20 protein-coding genes are annotated in these 23,297 nt (G+C 75.6%); 5 read left to right on the top strand and 15 right to left on the bottom strand.

Annotation, left to right across the window (positions count from 1 at the left end; translation table 11 throughout):
* Positions 1–53: 53 nt before the first annotated feature.
* The 3 genes from DEF28_RS10555 to DEF28_RS10545 all read right to left on the bottom strand — a co-directional run bounded on the left by DEF28_RS10555 (position 54) and on the right by DEF28_RS10545 (position 2,580).
* Positions 54–392: a hypothetical protein gene (locus tag DEF28_RS10555; protein ID WP_114397631.1), complete on the bottom strand. Its 339-nt coding sequence runs from the start codon at positions 390–392 to the stop codon at positions 54–56.
* Between the two features lie 347 nt (positions 393–739).
* Entirely contained in the window at positions 740–1,993 is a 1,254-nt protein-coding gene (locus DEF28_RS10550) for an MFS transporter (protein WP_114397632.1), read from the bottom strand.
* 29 nt (positions 1,994–2,022) lie between these two features.
* Positions 2,023–2,580 carry a Chromate resistance protein ChrB gene (locus DEF28_RS10545; protein ID WP_114397633.1) on the bottom strand — a complete coding sequence of 186 codons (558 nt, stop codon included), beginning with the start codon at positions 2,578–2,580 and terminating at the stop codon, positions 2,023–2,025.
* A gap of 91 nt (positions 2,581–2,671) precedes the next feature.
* Here DEF28_RS10545 and DEF28_RS10540 point away from each other — a divergent pair, with 91 nt between their 5' ends.
* On the top strand, positions 2,672–3,154 hold the full coding sequence (locus tag DEF28_RS10540) for an NUDIX domain-containing protein (protein ID WP_114397634.1): 483 nt from the start codon (positions 2,672–2,674) through the stop codon (positions 3,152–3,154).
* 273 nt (positions 3,155–3,427) lie between these two features.
* On the opposite strand, the gene DEF28_RS10535 is transcribed toward DEF28_RS10540, so the two are convergent.
* Both DEF28_RS10535 and DEF28_RS10530 read right to left on the bottom strand, forming a co-directional pair.
* Entirely contained in the window at positions 3,428–4,426 is a 999-nt protein-coding gene (locus tag DEF28_RS10535; RefSeq protein ID WP_114397635.1) for an aldo/keto reductase, read from the bottom strand.
* A 169-nt stretch (positions 4,427–4,595) separates the two neighbouring features.
* Positions 4,596–6,008 (bottom strand): sugar porter family MFS transporter, encoded by a 1,413-nt coding sequence (locus tag DEF28_RS10530; protein WP_258861866.1) that lies wholly within the window; start codon positions 6,006–6,008, stop codon positions 4,596–4,598.
* Between the two features lie 283 nt (positions 6,009–6,291).
* Between DEF28_RS10530 and DEF28_RS10525 the strand changes: the two genes are divergently transcribed.
* A complete protein-coding gene (locus tag DEF28_RS10525) occupies positions 6,292–6,855 on the top strand; it encodes a TIGR03086 family metal-binding protein (protein ID WP_114397636.1) in 564 nt (187 codons plus the stop codon).
* A gap of 183 nt (positions 6,856–7,038) precedes the next feature.
* A complete protein-coding gene (locus tag DEF28_RS10520) occupies positions 7,039–8,043 on the top strand; it encodes a TIGR03557 family F420-dependent LLM class oxidoreductase (RefSeq protein ID WP_114397637.1) in 1,005 nt (334 codons plus the stop codon).
* Between the two features lie 555 nt (positions 8,044–8,598).
* Here DEF28_RS10520 and DEF28_RS10515 read toward each other — a convergent pair.
* The 6 genes from DEF28_RS10515 to DEF28_RS10490 all read right to left on the bottom strand — a co-directional run bounded on the left by DEF28_RS10515 (position 8,599) and on the right by DEF28_RS10490 (position 14,438).
* Positions 8,599–9,225: a class I SAM-dependent methyltransferase gene (locus DEF28_RS10515; protein WP_114397638.1), complete on the bottom strand. Its 627-nt coding sequence runs from the start codon at positions 9,223–9,225 to the stop codon at positions 8,599–8,601.
* Positions 9,226–9,293: 68 nt separating this feature from the next.
* Complete coding sequence (locus tag DEF28_RS10510) at positions 9,294–10,691, bottom strand: MFS transporter (protein ID WP_233515224.1); 1,398 nt, start codon at positions 10,689–10,691, stop codon at positions 9,294–9,296.
* Positions 10,692–11,141: 450 nt separating this feature from the next.
* Positions 11,142–11,720 (bottom strand): hypothetical protein, encoded by a 579-nt coding sequence (locus tag DEF28_RS10505; RefSeq protein WP_114397640.1) that lies wholly within the window; start codon positions 11,718–11,720, stop codon positions 11,142–11,144.
* A 291-nt stretch (positions 11,721–12,011) separates the two neighbouring features.
* On the bottom strand, positions 12,012–12,392 hold the full coding sequence (locus DEF28_RS10500) for a hypothetical protein (protein WP_114433188.1): 381 nt from the start codon (positions 12,390–12,392) through the stop codon (positions 12,012–12,014).
* A 50-nt stretch (positions 12,393–12,442) separates the two neighbouring features.
* A complete protein-coding gene (locus tag DEF28_RS10495; RefSeq protein ID WP_114397641.1) occupies positions 12,443–13,117 on the bottom strand; it encodes a class I SAM-dependent methyltransferase in 675 nt (224 codons plus the stop codon).
* Between the two features lie 304 nt (positions 13,118–13,421).
* Positions 13,422–14,438, bottom strand: a complete 1,017-nt coding sequence (locus DEF28_RS10490; protein ID WP_233515223.1) for an Lrp/AsnC family transcriptional regulator — start codon at positions 14,436–14,438, stop codon at positions 13,422–13,424.
* A 210-nt stretch (positions 14,439–14,648) separates the two neighbouring features.
* Between DEF28_RS10490 and DEF28_RS10485 the strand changes: the two genes are divergently transcribed.
* Positions 14,649–16,157: an AbgT family transporter gene (locus DEF28_RS10485; RefSeq protein WP_114397661.1), complete on the top strand. Its 1,509-nt coding sequence runs from the start codon at positions 14,649–14,651 to the stop codon at positions 16,155–16,157.
* An 87-nt stretch (positions 16,158–16,244) separates the two neighbouring features.
* Positions 16,245–17,396, top strand: a complete 1,152-nt coding sequence (locus DEF28_RS10480; protein WP_114397662.1) for a M20 family metallopeptidase — start codon at positions 16,245–16,247, stop codon at positions 17,394–17,396.
* Between the two features lie 314 nt (positions 17,397–17,710).
* Here the strand turns inward: DEF28_RS10480 and DEF28_RS10475 are convergent, their stop codons facing one another.
* The 4 genes from DEF28_RS10475 to DEF28_RS10455 all read right to left on the bottom strand — a co-directional run.
* Positions 17,711–18,313, bottom strand: coding sequence for a DJ-1/PfpI family protein (locus DEF28_RS10475; protein WP_114397642.1), 603 nt, complete (start codon positions 18,311–18,313; stop codon positions 17,711–17,713).
* Positions 18,310–19,275 (bottom strand): GlxA family transcriptional regulator, encoded by a 966-nt coding sequence (locus DEF28_RS10470; RefSeq protein WP_114446129.1) that lies wholly within the window; start codon positions 19,273–19,275, stop codon positions 18,310–18,312. The genes DEF28_RS10475 and DEF28_RS10470 overlap by 4 nt, the downstream gene beginning before the upstream one ends.
* A gap of 720 nt (positions 19,276–19,995) precedes the next feature.
* Positions 19,996–20,832: an SWIM zinc finger family protein gene (locus DEF28_RS10460; protein WP_114397644.1), complete on the bottom strand. Its 837-nt coding sequence runs from the start codon at positions 20,830–20,832 to the stop codon at positions 19,996–19,998.
* A partial coding sequence (locus DEF28_RS10455; RefSeq protein WP_147281057.1) for a DEAD/DEAH box helicase occupies positions 20,829–23,297 on the bottom strand: 2,469 nt, incomplete at its 5' end. The genes DEF28_RS10460 and DEF28_RS10455, both read right to left, overlap by 4 nt.

The following is a 23,297-nucleotide window of genomic DNA, read 5'->3' as shown; positions in this document are numbered from 1 at the left end:
GCCGATGGCGAGAACGATGGCGAGGTCGACCAGCGACACCAGCAGCGCGCGTATCAGCGCCATCCGTCCGTGGAGGAGGGGGCCGCTCCGGTGAGAGCGTAGGGCGGGGCGGCGAGACCGATGAGGCTGGCCGTGGCGAGGGCGGCGGTACGGACGGTGCTGGTACAGCAGCCGAGCAGGGTCAGGATGGTCACCGCGGCGGTGAACCCGACGAAGTCGTCATCCATTCCCTGGATGCCGTCATCGAGGAGCACTTCCCACCTGCTGCCGTCAATGGCGTCGGTGACGGCGGCGAAATCGTCACCCATGTTCACGGTGGCGAGCGCGATCAGGATGGCCGGCACGAGCGCAGCGCCGACGGACTGCCAGCGGGGCATCTTGGGGAGCTTCACCGTCCTGGGTGGCGTCCTCCGCTCCGAGGGCCCTTTGGACGGCGGGCGGTGCGGTGCCGTGGAAGCACGGGTCGGTGCGGTGGGGGCGAGGATCTCGGTCCTGCGCTGGGCGATGACGTCGGCCACAGACGGGGGAGCCACAAGTCCTCTGGCGGTACGCGCCGGCCCTCTTCGGCCGGGATCACATTGCCGGGCTTGAGGTCGCGGTGCACCAGCTCGCAGGCCTTACAGATGTCCGGTCCCAGTAGACAGGGCACTTTTATTGGCAGGGCCGCGGCCGGGCGCCTCTTCGAGGGCGACCCCCACCGGTTGTCGGTACCGCGGCGTGGGGACTCGGCCAACGCCGCTCACCCCGCGGGACGGGTTCCCCGCCCGGCGGCTCCGTCCGTCGCGCCGCCCGGCGCGTCCGGGCGGGCGGTCAGCCGCCAGCGGACCAGCATCAGCGGGGCGAGGGCGAGCAGCAGCGCCAGGGTGGCGAACCCGCCCGACAGCGCGGTTGCGGTGGCCACGCCCGCCACGAGCAGCGGGCCGCCGGCGTCGCCGAGTTCGCGGCCGAGTTCGGCCGACCCCATCACCTGGCCCATGCGCTCCTCGGGCGCGTCGGCGGCCAGGACGGCGAAGGCGACCGGGGTGATCAGGCCGGTCCCGGCGCCGATCGCCACCGCGGCCAGCAGGACACCCGCGAGGCCGGGGATCAGCGCGGCGGCCAGTCCGGCCGCGGTGACGAGCAGGCCGGTCGCCAGCCCGGCGGGCGCGCTGATCCGGCCGGCGTCGAGCGCACGCCCGGCCAGGGGCTGCACGAGCGCCCCGCAGGCGGCCAGCACCGACACGGCGGCGCCGGTCGCCACCGTGCCCAGTCCGGCCGCGGCGCCCGAGACCGGGAGGAAGCCCACTCCGACGGACAGCGCCGCGGTGGCCGCGGCCAGCGCGACCGTGGGGCGGAGGAACCACCCCTGGCCGAGCCGGCGCGCGAGGTCCAGCACTGTCTGGCGGGTCCGCGGCAGCGGCGGCACGGCCGGGACGACGGCCGCCGCCCAGACCGCCACAGCGAACGCGAGCACCGCCATGACCGCGAAGAGCGCGGCCATCCCGCCGAGCGCCATCAGCAGGCCGCCCAGCAGCGGGCCGAGCGTGTAGCCGAGGCTCTTGTGGAACCCGTAGGAGCCGAACGCCCGGCCGCGACCGCCCCGCGGGGACAGCCGGGCCACCAGCGTGCTCGCCGCCGGGGAGAACGCCGACGCCGCAGCGCCCTGGCCGAGCCGGGCCAGCCACAGCGCGGCGCCGGGGGCACCGGCGGCGGAGACCAGGAGGAACGCCGCGGAGGCCGCCGCGAAGCCGAGCAGGCCGCCCAGCAGCACCGGGCGGGCCCCGACACGGTCGGCGAGCGCGCCGAAGAGCGGTTTCAGCAGCACCTCGGCGCCGTCGTAGACGGCGAGCAGCGCGCCGAGCACCAGCAGGGAGGCGAACCGGTCCTGGGTGAACTCCCCGAGGTTCGCGGCGATGCCGTGCGCGCCGAAGGCGGTGGTGAAGCCGGCCGCGTACAGCGGCCAGACCCGCCATCGGGCGGCCGTACCGGGCGCGGCGGCGGGGGCGGAGGCCATGGGGTTCCTTCCGGACGGGGGCGCGGCGGTCAGGTCTCGTGCAGGGCCCGGATGACGCGTTCCGCGTAGTCGTCGTAGGCCGCGGTGCACGCGCGCAGCCGCTCGGCGGCGCGGAGGGCCTCCGGCACGCCGAACACGTCGCGGGTCTGGAGGTCGCGGTGCCAGCGGCGCAGCCGCTCCAGGCTCTGCTCCTCCTCCTCCAGCTCGGCGAGGGTGAACTTCCCGGTGCGGATCTCCTTGGCGATCTCGTCCAGGTAGCGCCCGCAGTCGGTCAGGAACTCCGCCCAGTCGTCGCGGCGGGCCGCGTCGAACAGCGCCCGGAACCGCTCAGCGTCGGCCGGGGTGCGGCCGGCCGCCCGCAGCTCGATGGTCTCGCCTCCGCCGCGCCCGGCGAGCTCGGCGGCCCGGCGCACCCCCTCCGCGAAAACCGGGACGTCCGGCACCGCCCAGGTGCCCTGGCCGAGGGAGACCGCCCCCACCCGCCGCAGCTCGCGCCACACCGCCACGCGGTGCCGCGAGGGCTGCTGCGGCAGCCGGACCAGCAGCAGCACCCAGCGGTCGGCCGCACCGTCCCGATCGTTCGTCACACACGTGAATGTAGCAGGCGTTACAGAAGTGCGCGTGACGCCGCGGCGAAGCGCATGTCGCGGGCCGGTGGCGCGGCGTAGTCTTCGAACCATGTCCGACACCGAACTGGCGTTCTTCGAGAGCCTGCCCCGCAGCCGGGGCGCCGCCTCCGCGCTGCTTCGCGACGAAGTGGGGCGCGTCCTGCTGGTCAAGCCCACCTACAAGCCGATGTGGGGGCTGCCCGGCGGCACGATCGAGCAGCTGGAGTCGCCGCTCACGGCGTGCCGGCGCGAGTGCGCCGAGGAGTTGGGCTTCGTCCCGCGCCTCACCGCGCTGGTGGGCGTGGACTGGGTCCCGCCGCGGTTCAGCCCGGACCACCGGCCGGCCACGGCGTTCGTCTTCGCCGGGACCCTCGCCCCCGGCGAGTTCGAGAGCATCCGGCTGCCGGAGGACGAGCTCAGCGACGCACGGCTCGTCGAGCCGGCCGACCTCGCGGAGTACCTGCCCGAGGCGGCCGCCCGGCGGATCTCCGCCTGCCTCAAGGCGGAGCACACCGTGTACCTGGAGCACGGCCGGCCGCTGGACTGGACGTGACCGCGGGCGGCGAGCAGTCCCGCGCTGCCTGCCGGAGGGAGAGCGGAGCCGGCGCTCCGCTCCCGGCAGGCAGCGCGACGGCCCGTACGGCCTCGTGCCGACTGGGCGGGCTCCGCCCGGAAGCGGGGCGCCCGGGTCGAGCAGCACGGCCACCCGGACACTGCGTGCTAGACAGTGCCTGCCGTGCCGGCCGTGGAAGAGCGCCGTCGGCCGGCACGGCGCCACGGCCGACCTGTCGACGCTCGGGCCGCGGCCGCCGGACGCCCGGCGGTGTCACCTGCGCCCGTCGACCCGCGCGACGGCCTCGCCGTAGACCATCGGAGCGGCGTCGCACTGGGCGACGAAGTCGGACGGGAAACCCGCCTCGAACGCCGCCGCCGTCCCCAGCCGTTCGACGGCCTCGCCGGGCAGTACGAGGTCGGCGGCGCCGAGGTTGTCCCGGAGCTGCTCGACACCGCGCGCCCCGATGATCGGCGCCACGGCCGGCGACTGGGCGCGGGTCCACGCGATCGCCACCTGGGCCGCGGTGGCGCCCAGCTCGCCGGCGACCTCGGCGACCGCCCGCGCGACGGCGTGCTGGTGTTCGGTGACGGACTCCGGCGCGATCCGGGCGCCGGCACCGGGAGGACCGCCCCGCGAGTACTTTCCCGAGAGCACTCCCCCGGCGAGCGGCCCCCAGGTCGCGACCGTCAGCCCGAACGCCTCGGCCATCGGGAGCAGCTCCCGTTCGACGTCGCGCCGCAGCAGGTTGTAGGGGACCTGCACCGCCGCGAACGGCGACCAGTCCCGCCACTGCGCCAGCGTGTTCGCGCGGGCGACGACCCACGCGGGCGCGTCGGAGATCCCCACGTACAGGACCTTGCCCGCCCGCACCTGGTCGTCCAGCGCGCGCATCGTCTCCTCCACCGGTGTGTGCCGGTCCCACACGTGCACCCAGTACACGTCCAGGTAGTCGGTGCGCAGCCGGCGCAGGCTCTGTTCCAGGGACCGGACGAGGTTCTTGCGGTGGTTGCCGGCCGCGTTGAGGTCGCTGACGTCGCGGGAGAGCGTGTACTTGGAGCCGAGGACGAACCGGTCCCGGCGGCCGTCCAGGAGCGTGCCCAGGAGTTCCTCGCTCCGCCCGTACGCCGACGCCGTGTCGATCACGTTGCCGCCGGCGTCGGCGTAGGCGTCGAGGACGCGGCGGCTCTCGGCCACGTCGTCGAAACCCATCGCGCCGAGGAAGAGCTCCGAGACGCGGAGCCCGGTCGGGCCGAGCAGGCGGTATCGCATCGAACTCCTCCGGGTCCGGCCGTGCCGCGCACGGTGCCGCTGGGCATCCTAGGGGCCCCGGCAGCCGCGCGGGAGCCCCGGCCTCGACCGGACCGCCCCCACGCCTTCCGCCGTCCGCCCGGGCCGTCCACGGCCCGGGCGGACGGCGGAAGGGGCTCTGAGCTGGGAACTAGGTCATCGACTCCAGCGTGCGGCCCTTCGTCTCCTTGATGAACCGCCACACGAACACGAAGGACAGCACCGCGAACGCCGTGTACAGCAGGTAGGCGCCCGACAGGTTCCAGTCCCGCAGGCTCGGGAACGTCACGGTGACCAGCCAGTTGGCGATCCACTGCGTCGCGGTCGCCACCGCCATGGCCGCCGCGCGCACCCGCAGCGGGAACATCTCGCCGAGCAGCACCCATGTCACCACGCCCCAGGACAGGGCGAAGAACAGCACGAACGCGCTCGCTGAGACCAGCGCCACCGTCGCCCACACGAACGGCAGCTCGGCCTGCTCGCCCACCACGTCGGCGTGGCCGAACGCATAAGCGGTGACCCCCAGGGCGAGTGCCATGCCCGCGGACCCGGTGAGCAGAAGCGGCTTGCGGCCGATCCGGTCGACCAGGCCGATCGCGATGAAGGTGCCGACGATGTTCACGATGGAGGTGAACAGGCTGAGCAGCAGCGAGTTGCTCTCGGCCACCCCGACGGACTGCCAGAGCGAGGAGGAGTAGTAGAAGATGACGTTGATCCCGACCAGCTGCTGGAAGGCCGACAGCGCCATGCCGATCCACACGATCGGCAGCAGCCCGAACCGGCCGACGCGCAGGTCGCCCAGCCGCGGGCGGACCTCCGAGCCCAGCGCCCGGCGGATCTCCTCGATCCGGCCATCCACGTCGCCGCCCTCGACGTCGGCGAGGACGGCCCGCGCGCGGTCCACCCGCCCCACCCGGACCAGGTAGCGAGGCGACTCCGGGATGATCAGCGACAGCAGGAAGTAGACGACGGCGGGCAGCACCGCGACACCGAGCATCCACTGCCACGCCTGGAACGGCCCGATCGCCCCCAGGGCGCTGCCGCCGGCCGACGCGGCCAGGGCGTAGTTGACCAGCTGGGACATCGCGATGCCCAGGACGATCGCGAGCTGCTGCAGCGAGGCGAGCCGCCCCCGGTAGGCGGGCGGAGCCACCTCCGCGATGTAGGTCGGCGCGATCACCGAGGCGATGCCGATGGCGACGCCGCCCACGATCCGCCACAGCGCGAGGTCCCAGATGGCGAACGGCAGCGCCGAACCGATGGCGCTCACCGCGAACAGGACCGCGGCGACCTGCATCACCCGGATCCGCCCGAACCGCTCGGCCATGCCCCCGGCGACGGCGGCGCCGGCGGCCGACCCCAGCAGCGCGGCCGAGACCGTCAGTCCGGTCTCGGCCGCACCCACCGCGAAGTGCTCCTGGATGGCGGCGACGGCGCCGTTGATGACGGCGCTGTCGTAGCCGAACAGGAAGCCCCCCATCGCCGCGGCGCCGGCGATCATGGCGACGTGCACGATGTTCAGTTCGCCGCTCGTTCGGGCCCTTTCGGTGCCTTCTGTTGACACGCTCACTCCTAGCTGGGCCGCCCGGGCCTCGCGCCCGGAACGGCCCCACGTCGTCGTGCTCTCCTCGAGATCAACACCTCGGGTGACCTGCGGATGCCGTCCCCCGGGTGAGATCTGCCGGACACTCCCGGCGCCGGCCCGACCGGGCGCGTGGCACCCGCCGGCCCGCGGTACCCGGGGGCGCTCGCACCGCCGTACCCAGTCAGCGGCCGGACGCACGTTGCGGGGCCGCCCGATCGGGTAGGGAGGCACCGCGACCGGGCGCCGCACGAGAGGAGACGTGATGCCGGAACTGCTCGATTTGCACGGCCAGGCGGTGGCGGAGTTCGATCGGCGCGTGGCCGCCGTCCAGCTGACCGAGTGGGCGAACCCCACGCCGTGCGCGAGCTGGGACGTGCACGACCTCGTCAACCATCTCGTCACCGAGCAGCTGTGGGTGCCGCACCTGCTCGGCGGCGGGACGATCGCGGAGGCGGCCGGCAGGTTCGACGGCGACCGGCTTGGCGAGGAGCCGTACGCCACCTGGCAGATCGCCGCCCGCGAGGCGCGCACCGCGTGGCTGCAGCCGGGAGCGCCGGAGCGCACGGTGCACCTGTCCTTCGGCGACGTCCCCGCCGCCGTCTACCTGGAGCAGATGACCTTCGACCTGACGGTGCACGCGTGGGACCTCGCCCGCGGCATCGGCGCCGACGAGAAGCTGGACCGCGAGCTGGTCGAAGCCATGCTCGCCTGGGCGCAGCGCCAGGATTTCTTCGGCGGCGGTGGGCTGTTCGACGATCCCGTCCCCGTGCCTGACGACGCCGATCCGCAGGTCCGGCTGCTGGCCCGCACCGGCCGGCGGGCCTGACCCCGCCGCCGCCAGGTCCGCGGTGGCGGGCGCCTGGGGAAGGGCGGTGTCGCGACGGGGCCGCACCGGGCGGATGTTACGGAGCCGCCCACCGGGATAGCGGTGGGGGGACGGCCGCGCCGGCGCGGCACGGTACCGCGCCGGCCGCGGGACGACCGCAGGACCATAAGGGGGACTCGGACAGTGTTACGGGCCATCGGGTACTTCCTCTCCTCGGAGGAGCACGGACCGCGCGAGCTGATCCAGCAGGCCCGGCTCGCCGAGGAGGCGGGCTTCGAGGCGCTGTGGATCTCCGACCACTTCCATCCCTGGCTGGACGTGCAGGGGCACAGCCCCTTCGTGTGGTCGGTCGTCGGCGCGATCGGCGAGGCGACCTCGCTGCCGGTCACCACCGCGGTCACCTGCCCCACCGTGCGCCTCCACCCGGCGATCGTGGCGCAGGCCGCCGCGACCTCGGCAGCGCTGGCGCGGGGCGGCTTCACGCTGGGGGTCGGCACCGGCGAGGCGCTCAACGAACACGTGCTGGGCGACCGGTGGCCGCCCGCCGCCGAACGGCGCGAGATGCTGGAGGAGGCCGTCGAGGTGATGCGCCGGCTGTGGACCGGCCGGCAGGTCAGCCACCGCGGGAAGCACTACACGGTGGACACCGCGCGGCTCTACACGCTGCCGGACAGCCCGCCGAAGGTGTTCGTGTCGGCGTTCGGGGAGAAGGCCGCCGAGCTCGCCGGCCGGGTGGGCGACGGGCTGGTCACCATGGGCCCGGACCGGGACACCATCGCGACTTTCCGGGAGAACGGCGGCGACGGCAAGCCGATCCAGGGCGGCCTCAAGGTCTGCTGGGGCCCCGACGCCGCGGAGGCGCGGCGCTACGCGGCCCGGCAGTGGCCCAACGACGCGCTCCCCGGCGAGGCGTCGCAGCTGCTGCCGCTGCCCCGGCACTTCCAGCAGCTGACCGACGAGCTGATCACGCCCGAGTACCTCGGTACGCAGATGCCGTGCGGGCCCGACGCCGACGCCTACCTGCGCGCCATCGGCGAGTACGTCGACGCCGGCGTCGAGGAGGTCTACGTCGGGCAGGTCGGCCACGACCAGCGCGGGTTCTTCGACTTCTTCTCCCGGGAGGTCCTCCCCGAACTCCGGCGCCGCCGGGAACCGGTGGGTGCCGTGCCGGGGCAGGCGGGCCGGTGAGCGCACCGGCGGCCGGTCCGGTGCCAGGGGGCGCGCTCGGCGAGTGCGCCCCCCTGCGCGTCAGCCGCCTGCCGACGGCCGGGCGGGGCGCGTCTCGCCGAACCGTCCCGGGCGCGCGGCGGAGGATCCCCGGTGCCCCGGCAAGGAGCCGGCGCCGGTACCCGGCGCCACCGCGATGCCGAGCGGCATCTCCGGGTGGAGCCGGAACTCCCCTCCGTTCGTCCGGCCCCTCCCCGCCCCGGTGCGCGGGGAGGGCCACCGCCGGGTACGGGCACCCGCTCCGGCGGACGCGGGGCGCATCCCGCGGTGACGCGGGTCGGCCCCTCCGGCCAGCGGACCGGCCGCCCGCTGGAGGAAGTCCGGCTCCGGGAGAAGAGTCGGCCGGGGGCGTCATCGGGCGCCGCGGCTTCCGCGATGCCGCGTCGTCGCCGTAGCAGGTCCGGACGATGAGGGCCTTCTCGGCGCGTCGGCGGAGGGGCGCGGGACCCGGGTCCGGTGCCGGCGCGGTGCCGCAGCGGCCCCGGGGGGCGTCCGCGTGCCGGGACGCCCGCCCGGTCAGGCCGGCCGGCGGGCCCAGAACAGCCGGTGGCCTCCGGCGCCTTCGGGAACGAACTCCTCGGCCACCACCTGGAAGCCCGCCGCGGCGAGCCAGCGTCGCGAGGTGCCGGCGTCCGGGTGGCTCCACCACATCGGGGCCGGCCCGCCGAGCCAGTTCTGCTCCGTCCCGGTCCAGTCGGTCTCCCCGGTGACGGCCAGCAGCCAGCCGCCCGGCCGCAGCCACCGGCACATGCGGCGGAGCACCTCCGGCTGCTCCTGCCGCGGCAGGTGGATGAGCACGTAGAGGCACACGACGGCGTCGAAGCTGCCGGCGGCGAACCCCGTGCGGGTCAGGTCGGCGCGGACGAAGCGCGCACCGGGCACCAGCCGCCGGGCGCGGGCGACCTGGACGCCGCTGACGTCCACCCCTGTGACCGCGTGCCCGTGCGCGCTGAGGTCGGCCGCCACCGGGATCCCGTTGCCGCACCCCGCGTCCAGCACCCGCGCCCGCGCGGGTAGCCGGGCACGCAGCTCGGCGGCCCAGGCGAGGTGCCGGGCGGGGGTGTCGCCGTCGCCCCGGTAGCGCTCGGACAGCACGTCATAGCCGCGCCGCACCAGGGCGCGGTGGTCAACATCCTCGGGCATGGCGGCAGCATGGCAGCCCGGCCCGGCCGGCCGCCACCGGGTTTCGGCGCCCGGCGGCGGCCGGCGGGTCAGCCGCCCGCCGGCGGCGTGCCCGGGGCACGCCGGGACAGGGCGACGACGCACACCGCGGCGAGGGCCGCGAGACCGGCCAGCCCGCCGCACACGGCGCGGAGGGCGGCGGTGTAGGGCTCGCCCGCGAGGCCGCCGGCGGTCAGCGCGGCGAGTACCGCGCCGACCGCGGCGATCCCGATCGTCTCGCTGGTGATCCGGACGGTGTTGAACATGCCTGCTGCGGTGCCGGCCTGGTCCGACCGGACGCTGCTGATCGCCAGCCCGTCCAGCAGGCCGTTGGTCAGGCCGGCGCCCGCGCCGATCAGCAGGCACGGCAGCAGCAGCCGCAGCGGCGTGCTGTCCGGGCCGATGGTCGTCAGCAGCAGCGCTCCGGTTCCGCTCAGCGCCACGGAGCCGGCCACGACCAGCACCGCCGGCAGGCGTTTGGCCAGCTCCGCGCCCGCCGACGGCAGCAGGACCGTGGGAACGGTGAGCATGAGCAGCCACAGGCCGGCGCGCCCGGCGTCCAGCCCCACGACCGTGATGAGGTAGGAGGGCAGGTACACCAGGAGCGGGACCAGCACGGCCATGATCGCGCCCGCCGCCACCGCGAACGAGAGGAAGCGGCGGTTCGCCAGCAGGCCGAGCTCGAACATCGGGTCGGCTCGGCGGCGCTCCACGACGGTGAAGACGACACCGAGGGCGGCCGCCGCGATGCAGCCGCCGACGGTCACCGGGCTGCCGAACCCCCGCTCCGGCCCCTCCACCAGGGTGGAGATCAGCAGCAGCAGCGCCGAGGTGAACAGCACCGCGCCGGGCCAGTCGACCCGCCGCCCCCTCGCGCCGCGCGACGGGGGCAGGAACGGGACCAGCGCCAGGACCAGCCCGGCGACCACGGCCGGCGCGGCGAACACGGCACGCCACCCGAGCAGGTCGACCAGCAGCCCCGCGACGGTCGGCCCGAACGCGGTCCCGGCGCCCAGCACGGTGCCGAGCAGTCCGAACGCGCGGGTCCGGGCCGGGCCGTCGAACGTCTCGGCGAGGACCGCCGAACCGCCGGTGACCGCTGCCGCGGCCCCGATCCCCGCGAGCGCCCGCAGGCCGTTGAGGGCGGCGATGTCACCAGCGATGCCGCACAGGGCGCTGGCGGTGAGGAACAGGCCGACCCCGGCGGCGAAGATCCGCCGCCGGCCGACCACGTCGGCCAGCGAGCCCGCGAACACCAGGAAGCCGGCGAAGCAGGCGTTGTAGGCGTTGACCACCCACTGGGCGGCGGCGAGATCGGCACCGAGGTCCGCCCGGATGTCCGGCAGGGCCAGAGCGGCGCCGGTGATGGTCAACGGAAAGGTGAGAGTGGACAGCAGGACGGCGACCAGGACGAGTGTCTTCCGGCCGCCGAGCGAGATGGTCTGCACGATGTGCTTGCTCCGCGGATCGCATGGGAGCCGGGCAGCACGAACGACCGCACCGGCATCTGACGCTGATGCGGCGAAGCGGACTCAGTGGAGGGTCACGCCGCCGCTAGGGGCGGCGGATTCTGTCCGAGGCGGGCATGCCGGTCAGCATAACGCGGACTCCGGGCCGGTCCGCACACGCGTCCAGGCGTCCGCGGCCTACCGCCGGTGAGTCGGCGACGGCGCCTCCGACGCGATCCTGGCGACCGCGCGGGTCCGCGACGACTCCCGTCATCACCGGCGGGCGACACCGGCGACTCCACCGTGTCCACCCACGTCCTGAACGCCATCCGAGCCCCCGGCGCCGAGACGACGGAGAGCACCGCCGCCGAGGTGCCGCCGCGAACGCGCGGCAGCTTCCCGGCGGCGGGCCCGGCCGTCATGCGGCGCGCCCCGGAGGGACGGCGGGTGTCAGCAGGGGATCATCGACCCCACGGGGCCCCAGTCCCCGGTGGCGTGGTAGCTGCGCGCGCCGGGGGTCACGTAGATGGTGGTGTCGTAATTGTCGTACATGTAGCCGCGCATCCCCCGGCTCTGGTTGTTGATCCACGACCCACGGCCCCAGTGCCCGGGAATGTACATGACCTTGCCGCAGTCCCACATGTCGATGCGGGTCCCCGTGTAGTGAGTCCCCTGGTAGGCACAGAAGTAACCGGTGTACCAGGCGGCGTTGAGGCACCGGTCGGCGGCTGCGGCCCGGCCTCCTTCGGAGGTGAAGTCGCGCGGCTGCGCCTCTCCGGGCAGGGCGACCAGCACCGCCCCGGCGCCGTCGAGGTCGATCTGGTTCAGGGCGACCTGGGTTCCTCCCAGCTCCGCAAGGTAGGTGTCGACCTCGGACTGCAGCGCGGTGGCCTGCGCCCGGGTCAGGTCGGCGGCTTCGGCCTGCCACGCGAACGGCTGCGCCGCCGGGGCCGCGGCGTGAGCCGCCCCCGTGGTCGTCGCGAAGGCGGCCAGCAGGCCGACCGCGATGGTGAGCGTGTGTCTGCGCATGGATGCCCCTTCGCCCGAGCGCTGTTGTGCGGCCACCCTAGGGAACGCGGACGGCCCGTGGGTTGGCGATGCGCGCCAACCGCTGCGCACCGGGCGCCAACCCGCGGCCGACCGCCCAAGCGGAACCGAGGCGACGCGCCGCACCGGGACGGCGGACGCTGCCCGGCGGGGCTGGCACCGGGCAGCCTCCCCGGGCTACCGCAGGCACGCCGCGAGCGGGCCCCGACGTGTGCACGGTGCGGCCGCGCTCTGGCCAGGCGGCCGCGGACGGGGAGGGGGCGCGTCGCGGGCTCAGCCCGGTCGCCGTGCCCGGCGCAGGCGCGGCCGGTCCGGCCGCACGACCATGGCGGCGCCCGCGGCGGCCAGCAGGCCGCCGAACGCGAACAGGCCGTAGCTCTTCACGTCGTCGAGCCGCTTCTGCTCCTCGTAGCTGCGGACCACCTCCCCGCCCTGCCAGAACGAGGTGGCGCGGCAGCTCTCCCCGGGCTCGATGAAGACCGCGTCGCGGCCGCTCCTCCCGCACTGCACCGCGTCCAGCGTCACGAAGCCGCCGACGAGGAGGAGCGCTCCGGTGAGGGCGACGAGCAGCCCCCGGGCGCGGACGACGCTCCGATCGACCGGATCCCCGCCGCGGCCCGCGTTTCCCGGCCCGGTGTCCCGCTGTCCGTGCATACCGGTAGAGACGGCGCCCGCGGCCGACCGGTTCCCTTCCATGCCGGAGGTCACCGCACGCCCAGCCGGACGCGGTAGGTCCACCACCAGGCCCGCGGTTCGGGCAGCCGCCGGGCGGCGACCTCGCGCAGCCGGGTCAGGCCGATCTCCTCCTCGGTCGTGCCGGCCGCCAGCAGCGCGACGACGCCGCCCTGGCTCAGCGCCAACCCCAGCAGCCGCTCGGCGTCACCGGTGTCCCGCTTGTGCAGGGCGATCTCGACGGTGTGCCGGAACAGGCCGCTCTCCCGCATGCGGCCCAGGTGGCCGGCCTTGGCCGCGTGCGGCGGGCGTACCCCGCGCCGCACCTCCACATCCCGGTAGGCGGCCTCGAACGCGGCGTAGGCGGTGTCGGTCTCGGCGTCCACGCAGGGCGGCCAGTCGCAGTCGAAGGCGGCGAAGACCCCGCCGGGCCGCAGGAGGCGCGCGACCTCGGGCAGTCCGGCGAACCGCCGTTCGGCGAGCGCCCGCATGTCGGCGGACGGCTCCACGGCGGTGACGCGGGCCGCGCGTCCGGACCACAGCAGGGCGGACAGCCCGGTGCCGGCTCCCAGGTCGACCACCTCCGGGGCCGACACGTCCGCCCACTGGGTGAGCACGTCCGGCAGCTCCGGCGGCGGCTCCGGACGCATCCGGTCGTAGTGGTCGGCGAACCCGGTGAACCGGGCGACGGCGTCCGGTGCGTTCACGGCGGCCCCCTCATGTCTCGGTGCCACGCTAGTGGCGTTCCGACGGCTCGGTCCAGGCCGCCCCTGCGCAGCGGGCCCGGCCGGGCCCGCGGGTACGTCCGGCGAGGACCTACGCTGGCGCCTGTGACCGCTTCCGCTCCCACCGCGACCGTCCCCCGGGTCCTGCGCCGCAGGTATCCGCGCCGCGACTGGCAGCGGATCACCGCCCGGGCCCTCGGGTGCCCAGCTCTGGTGCGCCGGCAGCCGCAGGCGGACACTGTACGTCCGGCTCGGCACCGATGGCGCCGCGCTCGCGGCGCGCTGCTCACCCCGGGGTGAGCAGCGGCACCGGCTCGCCGAGCCGGACGCCGCTGCGGTGGATCCAGTACCGGCGCAGCACGTCGAGGACCACGGACACCTGCACGGCCGTCACGCCGGGGATGCCCGCCAGGTCATCGGAGAGGAAGTCGGCGAGCTGGTCCTCGTCGCGGAACGCCCCGTGGTGGATCACGGAGGAGGCGCCCGCCACCACGGACACGTAGCGGGCGGAGCGGTGCCGGGCCAGGGCCGTGCCGACGTCGGCGATCGACCCGGCGGCGGCGCTGACCGACAGCACCGCCTCCAGCCGCATGCCGAGCAGGGCCGGCTCCACCTCGACCCGGGGACGGACCACGCCGCGCTCCAGCAGCGACTGGATCAGTCGGTAGGCCGTGGACTGGCTGGCGCCGAGCGCCCGGGCGAGGTCGCCGGAGTTGAGCCGGGCGTCGGCGTGCAGCAGGCGCGCCGCCCGCGTCTCCTGGTCCGACAGCGGCCCTGGTCGGGCGGCGGTCGGCGGCGGGTCGGACCGGGGGGCGAGCGCGGCGACCTGCTCGGCGGAGAGCCGGTCCAGCCGCCAGGAGTCGGCGCGGGTCACGGCGCGCAGCACCAGGTCGGACTGGGTCGCCGCGACACCGGGCACGGACGGGATGTCCCGGGTGAGCAGGTCGCGCACGTGCTCGCGGCTGGGCGGGTGCGCGACGCAGTAGACGTCGGCGCGTCCGCTGGTGATGGCCACCAGCTGGATCTCGGGCCGGGCGGCCAGGCGGCGCGCGACGTCCTGCGCCTGGCCCGGCGCGGTGCTGATCCACACGTGGCGGGGGTGGGCGTCGGAGAACGCCGACCAGGCGAGCTGGCCGATGACGCGGACCAGGCGCTCGGCAAGGAGGCGGTGCATCCGGCGCTTGACGGTGCTGGGAGAGGTGTCCAGCACGTCGGCCAGGACGTTGACGGGCGCGCGGGGCGCGTGCTGCAGTGCCGCGATCAGGTCGCGGTCGAGGTCGTCCAGGTTCGGGGTTTCCGGCACGTTGAGAGCATAGTCATTACAAACGCGTTTCCATGTGAATACTTGCGTCATTCCCGGCATTGGTATTGACAATAACCGTCGTCATCCCGGAAATTCGTACGACCGGGCAGCTCACGGAGGCAGCCGCGCGGTGTTCTCGAGGAATCCAGTGACCGGTAGCAGCAAGGAGCCGTGGTGACCACGCGCGAATCCGCCCGCCCCAAGCGCTCGATGGCGCTCCTCCTCGGCGGTCTCAACGCCATCGAGCGGGTCGGCAACAAGTTGCCCCATCCGTTCTGGCTGTTCACCATCATGGCCGGCATCGTCATCGCGCTCAGCGTCCTGCTCAGCGCGCTGGGCGTGTACGCCGTCTCCCCCGCCGACGGCGAGCGCATCGGGGTCCGCAGCCTGCTCTCCGCCGAGGGCCTGCAGACGATCGTCGGCGACGCCATCACGAACTTCGCGACCTTCCCGCCGCTCGCCCTCATCATCGCCGTCATGCTGGGCGTCTCGGTCGCCGAGCGCAGCGGGCTGCTCAACGCCCTGCTGCGCGGGAGCGTCACCCGCGTCCCGGCGTCCTGGCTGACCTTCGTCCTCGCCCTCACCGGCGTGACCGGCAGCGTCGCCTCCGACGCCGCCTACGTGGTGCTGATCCCGCTGGGCGCCCTCGTCTTCAAGGCCGCCGGCCGCAGCCCCATCCTCGGCCTGGTCGTCGCCTTCACCTCGATCTCCGCGGGATACGACGCCTCGCTGCTCATCACCCCGACCGACGCCATCCTGGCCGGACTGACCACCAGCGCGGCGCACCTCATCGACCCCGATTACGTGGTCACCCCGCTGTCCAACTACTTCTTCTCCGCGGCTTCCACGGTCTTCCTCGCCGCCGTCATCACGGTGATCACCGAGTTCGTGCTCTCCCGGCGCACCGCCGGCATGGAGGTGGACGGCGAGGGGGCCGACGCCGAACTCGGCGACATGGCCCTGTCCGCCGCCGAACGCCGCGGCCTGCGCAACGCCGGCCTCGTGCTGCTCGCCGCCGCGGCGGTCCTCGCCGCGGCGCTCGTCCCCTCCGGCTCGCCGTTCCGGGGCGAGGACGGCACGGTCCTGAGCTCCCCCGTCATCACCGGCGTCGCCTACGTCCTGGGCATCCTGTTCCTCCTCACCGGGGCCGTCTACGGCCGCGCGGTCGGCACCATCCCCGCCCTGCGCGACATCCCGCCCGCGATGGCGACCGGCGTCCGCGACCTCGCCCCGGTGATCGTGCTGTTCTTCGCGGCCTCCCAGTTCCTCGCCTACTTCAAGTGGACGGGCCTGGGCGAGGTCATGGCCATCCGCGGCGCCGACGTGCTGGGGTCCGCCGGGGTCCACCCGGTCGTGCTGTTCCTCGGGTTCCTCGCCGTGGTGGCGGTGATGAACCTGCTCATCACCAGCGGCTCCGCCATGTGGACGCTCGTCGGGCCGATCTTCGTGCCGATGTTCATGCTGCTCGGCATCGCCCCCGAGACCACCCAGGCCCTCTACCGCATCGCCGACTCCACCACCAACGTCATCAGCCCGATGAGCCCCTACTTCGTGATGGCCCTCGGGTTCCTCCAGCGCTACCGCAAGGACGCCGGCATCGGCACGCTGATGTCGCTGACCCTCCCGCTCTCCGTCGCGATGCTGGTGGCCTGGACGCTCTTCTTCCTCGCCTGGTGGGCCCTCGGCATCCCGCTCGGTCCGGGGGTGCCGGTGCGCTGACCCGCGCCGCCCGCCCCGCGGCGGGCGGCGCCGACGACAACCCGCGGCGGAGCAGAGAGGCGGAGACGAGTGACGGAACCGAACGACATGGCGGCACGGCTGGCCGAGTTGGCCCGGCGCGACCTGCCGGAGGTGCTGGCGGACCTGCGCCACCTGGTGGAACTGGAGACGCCGAGCGACGACAAGGCGCTGCTGGACGCCGGACTGGACGGCATCGAGCTGTGGCTGGCGGACCGCCTCGGCCCGGCCGCCGCCCGGCTGCGCCACTCCGGCGGCGAGCACGGCGACGTGCTGGAGCTGACCTACCCAGGGGCGGCGGGCGGCGCCGGCCCGACCGTGCTGCTGGTCTGCCACTACGACACGGTGTGGCCGCGCGGCACCCTCGCCGACTGGCCGGTGCGGATCGACGGCGACCACTTCACCGGTCCCGGCTGCTTCGACATGAAGGCCGGGCTCGTGCAGGGCGTCTGGGCGCTGCGTGCCCTGCGGGAGCTCGGCATCGCGCACCCGGGGGTACGGCTGCTGCTCAACGGCGACGAGGAGATCGGCAGCCCGGCGTCCCGGCCGCACATCGAGCGGGCCAGCGCGGACGTCGCCGCCACGCTCATCCTGGAGCCCAGCCGCGACGGCATGCTCAAGACCCGCCGCAAGGGCATGGGGCTGTTCGACGTCACCGCGCACGGCGTCGAGTCGCACGCCGGCCTCGACCCGGCGGCCGGCGCCAGCGCGGTCCACGCGCTGGCCGAACTGGTCCCGGCCCTCACCGCCCTCGCCGCGCCGGAGCGCGGCACCACGGTGAACGTCGGCGTGATCGCGGGCGGCACCGCCCGCAACGTCGTCGCCGGCCGCGCCTGGTGCCAGGTGGACGTCCGCGTGCAGGACCCGGCGGAGATGCCGCGCGTCGACGCCGGACTGGCCGCCCTCGCCCCCAGCGATCCGCGGGTCAAGGTGGAGATCGACGGCGGCTGGAACCGGCCGCCCCTCAACCCCAACCCCGGCAGCGAGCGCCTGCTGGCCCTGGCCCGGGAGGCCGCCGCGGACCTGGGGGCCGACCTCGGTGACGTCGCGGTGGGCGGCGCCAGCGACGGCAACCTCGTCGCCGCGCTCGGCCGCCCCGTCCTGGACGGCCTCGGCGCGGTGGGCGCCGGGCCGCACTCCCGCGACGAGCACGTCCGGATCAGCGGCACCCCGCACCAGATCGCGCTGGTGGCAGGACTGCTGGCCCGGCTCGCCGCCTGACCCGGCCCGAGCCCCGGCGGGGGCCGCGCGGACGGCGCGGCGCGGACGGCGCCCGCACAGAGCTGGTCCGGGCGCCGGCTGCCGCCCCGCCCGGGGAGACGCACCGCGGTCCCGGCGCGGCCGGCCTCTGAGAGGGCGGCCGCGCCCTCCGGACAGTCCCGAAGCCGACCGTCCCGCCGGCGGCCCCCGCACCAGCGGGTGGAGCCGCCGGCGCCCCGCCGGTGAGCCGTTGCGCGCCTGGCTCCTCGCACTCCGCCTGCGCGATGCGGGGCGCTGCGGTCCACAGGCGGCCCTCCGCGCCGGGGCCCGCGGTGTCAGGCGGGCTCGTCCGCGAGGTAGGGCGGCGCCGGCTCGTACTGGATGTGGCGGCGCACCTGCCGGGCGTGGTCGCGGCCGTGGAGCCGTCCGACCAGCCACAGCGCCATGTCGATCCCGGCGGAGACCCCCTGGCTGCTGACCACGTTGCCGTCCACCACGTAGCGGGCGTCCCGCACGACCGTGACGTCGCCCTCGGACTCCAGCTCGTCCTCCCAGGACCAGTGCGTGGCCAGGCGGCGACCGCGCCCCGGCCCGGCCGCGTGCAGCAGGGCCGCGCCGGTACACACGCTGGCCACCCACCCGGCCGTCGCGGCGACCTCCGCGATCCACCCCGTGACCACGGGGTTGAACCGCTCGCGCTCGCGCGCGCCCCGGCCGCCGGGGACCAGCAGCACGTCCAGCGGCGGGTGGTCGTCCAGAGTGCGGTCGGGCAGCACCCGCATCCCCTTGCCGCAGCGGACCGGTCCGGGCCGCTCGGCGACGAGGACGGCGGTGTCGGCGCCGCCGCGCAGCATGGCCGAGGTCGTGAACACCTCCCACGGGCCAGCGAAGTCCAGCTCCTCCGCCTGCTCGAAGACGAGGATGCCGTAGGTGGTCATGGGGTCTCCCTCACTTCTCGGAAACGGTCGCGGTAGTCGGTCGGCGCGACCCCGAGCCGGCGGTGGAACGTCCGCCGCAGTGTCTCGGCGGTGCCGAAGCCGAGCCGCCGTGCCAGCGCCTCGACCGGCTCGTCGCCCTCCACCAGGGCGCGGCGCGCCGCCTCGACGCGGACCCGTTCGACGTAGGCCGCGGGCGGGGTGCCCAACTCGGCGGTGAACCGGCGCTGCAGGTGCCGGGTGCTCAGCCCGGCCACGCCGGCGAGGTCGCCGATGGCGTGCCGGGCTCCGGGATCGGCGTGCACGGCCGCCACGGCGGCCCGGACCGGGTCGGTGGCCGGCTGCCGGGACCACAGGGGCACGCTGAACTGCGACTGGCCGCCGGGGCGCCGCAGGAACATCACCAACTCCTGGGCCACCGCGTGCGCGACCTTACGGCCGTGGTCGTCCTCCACCAGGGCGAGGGCCAGGTCCATGCCGGCGGTCACGCCCGCCGACGTCCACACGCGCCCGTCCCGGATGAAGACCGGGTCGCATTCGACGGTGAGTCCGGGGTGCTCCCGCGCCAGCTGCTCCTCCCGCCGCCAGTGCGTGGTGACCCGGCGCCCCTCCAGGAGCCCCGCCGCCGCGAGGAGGAACGCGCCGCTGCACACCGACGTCACGCGCCGGGCGGCCGACCCGGCCGCCGCGATCCACTCCACCAGCGCCCGGTCGCGGCGGGCCTCGTCCACGCCGCGCCCGCCGGCGACGACCACCGTGTCGATCCCCGTCGGCGCGAGGTCGCCGATGCCGTGGGCGGCGTGGACGGGCAGCCCGCTGTGCGCCCGGACCGGGCCCGCCCGGGGCGCCACGACCCGGCAGTCGTACCCGCCCACGAGCCGATGCGCGTGGTGGAACACCTCGTGCGGCCCGACCAGGTCGATCGGCTGGAGCCCCTCGTAGACCACGAAGACGATGCGGCGCATGTCTTTCAGGCTCCCCGCGTGCCAGTCATGGCGTCAACGACACGCAGCCCACAGTTCGCGCCATGTCCGACGGCCGCACCGGGCGTGCGGACCGCCGGGCCGGCGGAGTCCCCACGCGGTGGGGGCCGCCGAGGAGCCCGCCGCCCCTATATCTCCCGCTTCGGGCCCGTACGGACCACGCGCCGCGCCGCCGGCGCTACTGTCGGCACGCGGCAGGACGCCCCCCAGGCCGGCGGAGCCCACCGGGCGGCGCCGTGCCCGCTTTCCCGCCTGCTGCCGGCGACTGGAGGCCGGATGCGGTACAGGGGAGCACTTCCCAGGCGCCTCGCGGACGCGGTCACCACCTGCGCGGTCGGGATGCGCTGCTCTCCCCGATGGGGGCGGCTGGGGAGCCGGCACCCCACGGTGGTCACCTCCGCGGGACGGTGCTCGGGGCGTACCGTCAGCACGCCGGCCGCCGACCGGCGCGCCGGGGACACCGTCACGATCAGCGTCAGCCTGCCCGAGCGCAAGAGCGCACGAGGTGGTGGCGCGACGTCACCGGGCAGGGCGGTCCCATCTCACCGCACCTGGACGGAGCCGACCGCGCCGGGCACGCGGTGGCCCGGGCCGGCGGCCGGGGCCGCGTCACGGTCAGCGCGCGCCTCGACGACCGCGCCCGCGCCGCGGACGGTCGTTGACGCGCGGGCGCCGCCGCCGGCGGTTCCCGGCCGCCCGCGACTACTGTCCCGCCACTTCCGCCGCCGCCAGCAGGTCGCGGGCGCGTGCGGCCGCGTCGGCCGCCAGCCGGTCCAGGTCCGCCGGGTCCACCCCGGGCGCTTCCGGCACCGCGAGCGGACGGCGGGCCGGCGGCGATCCGGTCAACGGTGCGGGGAGCGGCGGGAGCGCACGGGCATAGGCGAGGCGGGCCGGCTCCCCCTCCCCCGCGGCGGGGGCCGCCCGCACCGGTCGCACCGCCGGTCCCGAGCGTTCGACGCCGGCGCCGCGGCGCTCCAGTTCCGCCAGGAGTTCCCGCTCGCCGCGCCCCCGCAGCAGGAGCAGCACGAAGGGGTCCTCGTCGAGCAGCCGCGCGGCCTGGTAGCACAGCGCGGCTGCGTGCCGGCACGGCAGGTCCCACTCCGGGCAGTCGCACTCCGGATCGAGGTCGCCCACCGCCGGGAGCAGCGGCACGCCCGCGTCGGCCGCGGCCGCCACGAGGTCGTGCGGCATGTCCCGTTCCAGCAGCGCCGCGACGTGCCCGGCCCGCGCCGCCACCTCGTCCAGGAACCGGTGCCAGTCGGTGTCCGACAGCTCCGCGACCGCCACGACCGTCCGGTACTCGGCGCCGTGCTCGTCGTGCACCGCCGCGGCCAGCCGGCCCGGGCTGACGGTGATGGCGCCCACGCGGCCGCTCGTGGCGTAGCGGCGGCCCCGCCCCAGCGGCGCCGGGTCCAGCGCCGTCTCCTCCAGCGCGGCGATCCAGGCGTCGCCCCACCAGGAGCGCGCCCGGCCGCTGCGGCGCCGGCCGGCGGGGAACGCGGGGAACCCGCGGACCCGGTCGTCTCGCAGGTCCGTCATCGCTGCTCCCCTTCCGTCGCGGATGGTGCTTCGGTGTCGTCGGGTTCGGGTTCGGGTTCGGGTTCGCCGGGGGCCGCGCGCAGTTCCACCAGCGCCGCCAGTTCGGCGTCGGAGAGCTCGCTGAGCGCCGCCTCACCGGAGCGGAGCACAGCGTCGGCCAGCTCGCGCTTACCGGCCAGCATCGCCGCGATCCGGTCCTCGACCGTGCCCTCGGCGATCAGCCGGTGCACCTGCACCGGCCGGGTCTGCCCGATGCGGTACGCCCGGTCGGTGGCCTGGTCCTCCACGGCCGGGTTCCACCACCGGTCGTAGTGGACGACGTGGTCGGCGCGGGTCAGGTTGAGGCCGGTGCCGGCGGCGCGCAGCGACAGCAGCAGGACGGGGGCCTCGCCGGCCTGGAACCGGCGCACGAGCTCGTCGCGCCGCGGTACCGGGGTGCCGCCGTGCAGCAGCAGGCACGGCAGCCCCCGCTCGGTGAGGTGCCGCTCCAGCAGCTTCGCCATCGCCACATACTGGGTGAAGACGAGCACCGAGCCGCCGGCCGCGGTGATGGTGTCCAGCAGCTCGTCGAGCAGGTCCAGCTTGCCGGAGCGGCCCGCCAGCCGGCCGCTGTCCTCCCGCAGGTACTGGGCCGGGTGGTCGCAGATCTGCTTCAGCGCGGTGAGCAGCCCGAACACGAGACCGCGCCGCGCCATCCCGTCGGCGGTGCGGATCCGCTCCATGGTGTCGCGCACCACCGCCTCGTACAGCCCGGCCTGCTCCAGGGTCAGCGTGACCGGCCGGTCGGTCTCGGTCTTGGGCGGCAGCTCCGGGGCGACGCCGGGGTCGGTCTTGCGGCGGCGCAGCAGGAACGGCCGGACCAGCCGGGACAGGCGCTCGGCGGCCACCGGATCGCGGCCGGCCTCGATCGGGGCCGCCCACCGGGCGCGGAACGCCGGCAGGGTGCCGAGCAGGCCGGGCGTGGTCCAGTCGAGGATGGCCCACAGCTCCGACAGGTTGTTCTCGATCGGGGTCCCGGAGAGCGCGACCCGGGCGTCGGCGCCGACCGTGCGCAGCGCCCTCGCCGTTCCGGACGCCGGGTTCTTGACGTGCTGGGCCTCGTCGGCGACGAGCAGCCCCCAGCGGAGCGCGCCCAGCCGCGCGGCATCGCGCCGCATCGTTCCGTACGTGGTCAGCACGAACCCGTCCGTGACGCCGTCGAGGTCGCGCCGGGCTCCGTGGTAGGTCCGCACCGCCACGCCGGGGGCGAACCGCTCGATCTCGCGCCGCCAGTTGCCGAGCAGGGAGGCGGGGCAGACCACCAGGGTGGCGCCGGCGGTGCCCGCGGCGCGCTGGTGCAGGTGCAGGGCGATCAGCGTGATGGTCTTGCCGAGCCCCATGTCGTCGGCCAGGCAGCAGCCCAGCCCCAGCGAGGTCATGCGGACCAGCCACCGCAGGCCGCGCAGCTGGTAGCCGCGCAGGTCGGCGGCCAGGCCGGCGGGCGGTCCGACCTGCTCCCGGCCGCCGTCGGGGTCGGCGAGCCGGTCCCGCAGCTCCGCGAGCCAGCCGCTCGGAGCCACGGTGACGCGCTCCCCGGCGACCTCCGCCGTCCCGGTGAGCGCGGCGTCCAGCGCGGCCAGCCCGGTGAGGGAGCGCGGGCGCCGGTCGCGGGCCCGTCCGGCCAGGTCCGGTGGGACCAGCGTCCACCGGCCGCGCAGATGGACCACGGGGCGGTGGGCCGCCGCGAGGCGGTCCACCTCAGCGTCGGTGAGCGGGGTGCCGTCCAGGGCCATCCGCCAGTCCAGCCGCAGGTCGCCGGCGCCGCCGAGGAAGGCCCGGGTGCCCGCGGGCGGCGGCCCGTCCGCCCCGAGCGTCGCCGTGGCCGTCAGCGCGGGGGCCAGGTCGCGCGGCCAGTGCACGTCGACACCGGCGGCCGCCAGCCGTGCGGCGGCGCCCGCGAGCAGGTCGGCGACCTCGGCGTCCGACAGCGCGCAGGCGTCGGGCAGCGGGCGGTGCAGCAGCCGCTCCAGGGGCGGCCACACCCCGGCGGCATGGCGGACGGCGCGGATCGTGTCGATGCGGGGCTGCGGGCCGAACTCCGCACCGATGCCCTCGGCCAGTGCTTCGGCGTCGATGACCAGGGCCGGATCGGCGACGCCGTGCACCTGGACGACGGCGCGGAACTCGGGCCCGTCGCCGTCCGCGGCGAGCGCGTCGGTGCCGCCGGGCAGCTCCAGCCGCAGGGAGACGCGCGGGCCGCTGACCGCGCCGGCCGCCGCCTCGGCCGCCCACTCCCGCAGTGCCGGCACCTGGCGGGGCTCGACCGACGCGAAGGGCCGGTCGGTCCCGGGGCGGCGCGGCAGGGTGTCGGCGACCGCGTCGCAGAACGCGCGCAGCAGCGGGGCCGCGGCCCGCAGCTCGGGCGGGGCGCGATCCGGCACGGGGACGGCCCGGGCCTCGGGCGGCATCGCGGCGGCGAGGGCGTG

Origin of the sequence: Marinitenerispora sediminis, assembly GCF_003336425.1 — a bacterium.
Lineage (GTDB): Bacteria > Actinomycetota > Actinomycetes > Streptosporangiales > Streptosporangiaceae > Marinitenerispora > Marinitenerispora sediminis.
Note: the sequence above shows the minus strand (reverse complement) of the source record. Positions and strands in the feature narration are given on the sequence as shown.